This is a genomic window from Longimicrobium sp. (assembly GCF_036280135.1).
Classification (GTDB): Bacteria; Gemmatimonadota; Gemmatimonadetes; order Longimicrobiales; family Longimicrobiaceae; genus Longimicrobium.
The window spans coordinates 1-4,725 of the sequence record NZ_DASURI010000928.1 but is presented as its reverse complement, the minus strand read 5'-3'; the positions used below and the strand labels follow the sequence as shown (position 1 = coordinate 4,725).

The following is a 4,725-nucleotide window of genomic DNA, read 5'->3' as shown; positions in this document are numbered from 1 at the left end:
TTCAAGCAGGCACATTCGGCAGGCCGCCCGGCGCCGGCAGCGCAGTATGAAGCGCTACGGCAGCGGAATGCCTTCTCGAGTACGCGGACAAGAGTTCCCTTGCACGGAAACGGCCCGGTTCACCGGGACAGCGGGAGTCGCTTCAGGTACCGCGCGCCTCGACCCGCTGCTCCTGCTGCCGTCGCCATCCGTACGGAGTCACACCCCGCGGCTTGTATACGGCCAGCACTGTGGCCACGAGCAGCACCAGCAGGGCGGCGCCGGAGTGAATCGCGTGGGTCGGATGCCGCAGCTCGTCGAGCGCGGAACCGGGCAACGCACTCTCCGCCAGGCCGGCGTAATAGCCGATCGACTTCGTGTAGAGCAGCAGGACGAGGGTCGCGAGAACGTTCAGCAGGAACTTGAACAAGACCCAGTAGTGCCGGAACAGGCCCCACGAGGTGCCTAGCGACGAGACGACCCCCGTCAGCAGCGATGCAAAGGCGAGCGGAACGATGACGTACCAGACGGTCAGCTCCATCGCCAGATAGGCGGCCCGTACTCTCTGGCCATCGGGACTCGTCAGGACGGCGAGGGCGAGCGCAAGGTACGCGGCCACCGCGCCGAGCCAGCCGACCGGTGCAGTCACGTGCGCCGTGAGCGCGAGCTTGCGCAGGCCGGGCGTCATGGTCATCGCTGCCCGTCCCCCGGCTGCGTCTGCGGGACGGCCTTGCCTGACGGTGCGCCGTGGCCGGGAAGGTGGCGCCCCGGGCCATGGTGGCGTCCGGTGAGCAGCCCGAGCACGAGCAGCAGAACCAGGACGATCCCGATGGTCCCGAATACCTTCACCCAGCGCGGCGTGGCGGGTGGCGATCCGCGGCCGGTCGCAAGGACGTCGGCGGGATCGGGATCGCGGAACGGGTCAGCCATTTGCGCCTCCTCTGTAAGCGCTGGAGAATGTCTCACTGTCTCACGACACAGTGATGTTCCATCAGGCAGTGGCCCACAGCCCAGGGATGAACCTCACCGACTACAAGGCCCTGGGAATCCTGCGCGTTACGGGCCCGATCACCGCCAGCCGGCTCGCGTAGATCCCCGGACTCACCACCGGGGCGGTCGCGGGGATCGTCGACCGGCTGGAGCGGGCGGGTTACGTGCGCCGCGGGCGCGATTCCGGCCAGGTGAGGTCCGCTGACAGCGCGCGCCGTTGATCGCCGGGAGCGCAGGTTTGGTGGCGCTGACGCCTCCGCGTTGGAGGCGAATCCTCGGGCACGGTCTCCACACCCCGACTCTCCCGGCTTTACCTGGAGTAAAGCAAAGCGGGACCTCGTCGCCCCGCACCCTTGCGTCACGTGGAGGAACAGAATAGGATGGGATTGAGAATCGTTCTCATTCACCCCGTCCGACTACCCGATGCGACTCCTGACCCTTGTAGGGCTCGGCTCCCTCCTCGGCAGCATCCCCGCCGGCGCGCAGTACATCCCGCCGACACCCGGGTCCTACGCCGCGGCGTCACGATCGGCGTCCGCCGCCATGGATACTACCGTCCGGATCCGGTTCTCGATCCCGGCTCAGCCTCTGACCGCCGCGCTACGCGAATTCTCCCGCCAGGCGTCGATCCGGGTTCAGGTCGATACGGCGGCCGCCGGGCGGGAGCGGTCCCATGCGATCGCGGGTACGCTCACGCCACCGGCGGCGCTCCGGCAGCTGCTGGCCGGGACAGGCTTCACCGCGGATTTCGGAGGCGACCGGAACGTGCTGGTGCTCCAGGGCGGCACCGGCGCCTACACGCTGACGCCCCTCACCGTCGTGGCCGCCTCGGGCCGCGGCTACGCCGCGACGAGCACGGGCACGGCCACCCGGACGGACACGCCGCTGCGCGACGTCCCCCAGTCCGTGAGCGTGGTGACCGGCCAAATGATCGCCGACCAGTCCATGCAGGGTATGTCCGACGTCGTCCGGTACGTGCCCGGGATCACCATGGGCGCCGGCGAGGGCCACCGCGACGCGCCGACGATCCGCGGAAACAGCTCGACCGCGGATTTCTTCGTCGACGGCATCCGCGACGACGCGCAGTACTACCGCGACCTGTACAACGTGGAGCGCGTCGAGGCGCTGAAGGGGTCCAACGCGATGATCTTCGGGCGCGGGGGCGGGGGCGGCGTGGTCAACCGCGTGAGCAAGGAGGCGCAGTGGATGCCGGCCTGGAGCTTCACCGCGGAAGGGGGGTCGTTCGCGCACCGCCGGGCCACCCTCGACGTGGGAGGGGGGCTGGGATCGAGCGTCGCGGCACGCTTCAACGGGATGTACGAGAATTCGGGAGGGTTCCGGGACGCGGCCGAGCTTCAGCGCTACGGGCTGAACCCCACGGTTGCCGCCGCGCTCGGCTCCCGCACCACCGTGCGGGCCGGCTACGAGCACTTCAGCGACGAGCGGACCGTCGACCGGGGCATCCCCTCGTTCCAGGGACGTCCGTCCCCCGCCGGCATCTCGACCTTCTTCGGCAACCCCGACGCGAGCTACGCCACGCTCCGGCTCAATGCAGCGACCGCGGGCGTGGAGTACGCGGGTGAACGGGGCTTGACCGTCCGCAACCGCACCCGCTTCGCCGAGTACGACAAGTTCTACCGGAACAGCTACCCCGGGGCTCTGAACCCGGAAGGCACCCAGGTCAGCCTCTCCGCCTACGACAGCAGGACCAGCCGGCGCAACCTGCTGAACCAGACCGACGCGGTATTGAGCGCGCGAACCGGCGGACTGCGCCACACGCTCCTCATCGGTGCGGAGGTCGGCCGGCAGGAGACGGACAACTTCCGCCGCACCGGGTACTACAACGACGCGACCACCACGGTTGCCGTTCCCTTCCTGCAGCCGACGGTTGCCACGCCGATCACCTTCCGGCAGAGCGCTACCGACGCCGACAACGGCACCACGGCCACCGTGGCGGGGGTGCTCGTGCAGGACCAGATCGCGCTCTCGGAGCGCCTGCAGGCGTTACTCGGGCTGCGGTACGACCGCTTCAGCATTGACTTCCGCAACAACCGCAACGGCGAGCGCCTCGACCGAGCGGACGACCTGATCTCTCCGCGCGCGGGGCTGGTCCTGAAGCCGGTGGAGCGTGTCTCGCTGTACGGCAGCTACGGCGTGTCCTATCTGCCCAGCGCTGGCGACCAGTTCGGCTCGCTGACGGCGACGACGGAGACGCTGGAGCCTGAGCAATTCACGAACTACGAGGCGGGCGCGAAGTGGGACATACGCCCGAGCCTGTCGCTCACGGCCGCCGTGTACCGCCTGGACCGCACCAAAACCTCGGCCCCTGACCCGGGCGACGCGAGCCGGACGGTGCAGACGGGGAGCCAGCGCAGCACCGGCTGGGAGCTCGGCTTCAGCGGTGCCGTTACATCGTGGTGGCAGGTGGCGGGCGGCTTCGCCGCCCAGCGCGCCAGGATCACCAGCACGACCAGCGCGGCGGCTGAAGGCGCGAAGGTGCCGCTCGTCCCGGAGCGGACGCTCTCGCTCTGGAACCGGTGGCAGGTGCTCCGCTCGTTCGGCCTCGGACTCGGGGTGGTCCACCAATCGGACATGTTCGCGGCCATCGACAACACGGTGACCCTCCCCGGCTTCACCCGCGCCGACGGTGCGCTGTTCCTCCGGCTCAGCCCGATCCTCGGCGCGCAGGTGAACGTGGAGAACCTGCTGGACGAGCGGTACTACAGCACCTCGCACGGCAACAACAACATCATCCCCGGTGCGCCGCGCTCGCTGCGCATCTCCTTGACCACGAGCCGCTGAGGCCGGCCATCTCAAACCCGCCGCGGGCGCTTGGGGTCTTGGGAGCCCGCAGCGACGCGCGGTGGTCGACTCGGCTTCGTCGGCCATGTCGTCGGCTAGGCGACGCAGCGCGGGAAGCCAGAACAGGGTCAACGCCAGGAAGCGGAGCAGTGAGAGGCGCAGCGGATCGGGAGTGCGACGTGGGCATGAGCGCTTGGAGCTCGTCCGGACTAGTCGCTCCGCGAGGCTCTCGACGACGTAGATCCGCGGGCGAAGCTACCCCACCGCTCCTGCGTACCACATGCCTCGTAATGGAGGAGGTTGTCCTTCTTCTCGCGCCGGAGGAGCCCCTTCTCGACCAGCGTGCACGAGCGCGATTCGCTCGTGCACCCGTCCGCGCGGGCACGGGCCGGCCCAGCTCCCAATCGTGCGCATGATGCGGGCTTCTAGGTTCGCCCAGAACCTTCGCGAGCCCGTCTGCTGACAGGCGCACGGTGTCCTAGATGCGGATGCGGCCGGGGTCCGGCGTCGGGCGTTCGGACTCGCCACGGGCGTTCAGCCTGCGATAAGGGTGGACCGCAGACTCAAGATAATAAACCGCTTTATCCAGCGTAAACCCATTTGGTCCGCACGTCGCCTCTCCAGGGGGGCTGGTCAGGGGTTCTGCCGGTGTACCCCGCGCCAGCAGCCGCGGATTGCGTGAGCCCCTCCGCGACCGATTTCCGCCTCATCTGGGACCGTCCGGGCGATCCACGCCTGTCAGCGGACCGGCACGGTGGCGCCGGCGGACCGCCAGAGTGCCACTCCTCGTCACCGCCAACTCGCGATGTCGGTGGGCGGGCACCCCCGGCACCCCCGGCACCCCCGGCACCCCCGGCACCCCCGGCACCCCCGGCACCCCGCCACTCCGCCACCCCGGCACCCCGGCACCCCGGCACCCCGGCACCCCGGCACCCCGGCACCCCGGCACCCCGG

Annotated in this window: 3 protein-coding genes; 1 reads left to right on the top strand and 2 read right to left on the bottom strand. The window is 69.6% G+C overall.

What is annotated here, in order from left to right; translation table 11 throughout:
- Window positions 1–142: 142 nt before the first annotated feature.
- Both VFZ20_RS29875 and VFZ20_RS29870 read right to left on the bottom strand, forming a co-directional pair.
- On the bottom strand, window positions 143–673 hold the full coding sequence (locus VFZ20_RS29875) for a hypothetical protein (protein ID WP_329687624.1): 531 nt from the start codon (window positions 671–673) through the stop codon (window positions 143–145).
- Window positions 670–909: a hypothetical protein gene (locus VFZ20_RS29870; RefSeq protein ID WP_329687623.1), complete on the bottom strand. Its 240-nt coding sequence runs from the start codon at window positions 907–909 to the stop codon at window positions 670–672. The genes VFZ20_RS29875 and VFZ20_RS29870 overlap by 4 nt, the downstream gene beginning before the upstream one ends.
- A 483-nt stretch (window positions 910–1,392) precedes the next feature.
- On the opposite strand from VFZ20_RS29870, the gene VFZ20_RS29865 reads away from it, so the two are divergent.
- Complete coding sequence (locus VFZ20_RS29865; RefSeq protein WP_329687622.1) at window positions 1,393–3,771, top strand: TonB-dependent siderophore receptor; 2,379 nt, start codon at window positions 1,393–1,395, stop codon at window positions 3,769–3,771.
- The last annotated feature ends 954 nt before the right edge of the window (window positions 3,772–4,725 follow it).

Coding starts and splice junctions, on each gene's coding strand:
- VFZ20_RS29875 (WP_329687624.1), bottom strand. CDS start 673: ATGACCATGACGCCCGGCCTGCGCAAGCTCGCGCTCACGGCGCACGTG.
- VFZ20_RS29870 (WP_329687623.1), bottom strand. CDS start 909: ATGGCTGACCCGTTCCGCGATCCCGATCCCGCCGACGTCCTTGCGACC.
- VFZ20_RS29865 (WP_329687622.1), top strand. CDS start 1,393: ATGCGACTCCTGACCCTTGTAGGGCTCGGCTCCCTCCTCGGCAGCATC.